The organism is Pseudoalteromonas sp. S3785 (assembly GCF_005887365.1).
Lineage (GTDB): Bacteria > Pseudomonadota > Gammaproteobacteria > Enterobacterales > Alteromonadaceae > Pseudoalteromonas.
This window is the reverse complement of record NZ_PNCT01000138.1, coordinates 1-385: the sequence shown is the minus strand read 5'-3', so window position 1 is coordinate 385 and position 385 is coordinate 1. Positions and strand designations below refer to the sequence as shown.

The 385-nt window shown below is 39.7% G+C and carries 1 protein-coding gene; it reads right to left on the bottom strand.

What is annotated here, in order from left to right; all coding sequences use genetic code 11:
• A partial coding sequence (locus CWC17_RS18875) for a GGDEF domain-containing protein (protein WP_249935952.1) occupies positions 1-324 on the bottom strand: 324 nt, incomplete at its 3' end.
• Positions 325-385: the final 61 nt, after the last annotated feature.

The window sequence follows — 385 nt, the reverse complement described above, 5'->3', positions numbered from 1 at the left end:
CGCTTTTAAAATTACATATATTGAGTGGGGCGGTTCACTAAATATGGTGGTTCCCACGCTGGCTTTAATGGTAATAGGGGCGTTGTTGTGATTTATTGTGAGCCTATTCAAGGTGGTTTTTAAATGATGAGTTTTAGGGCTTACCTGCGCATTTTTATAAAAGTGCGCTAGCACTACAAATTCATCACCGCCTAAACGCCCTACAGCATCGTTGCTGCGAACACTGCTTTTTAAGCAAGTGGCGACTTTGCATAAAGCATCGTCACCTACAGCGTGGCCGTAGGTGTCATTTATTTGTTTAAAGTAATCTAAATATATATACATTAAGCACAAAACACCGACTTTTTTAGTGTGCAAATCTAGAAGCCAAGATGATATTTTAGCC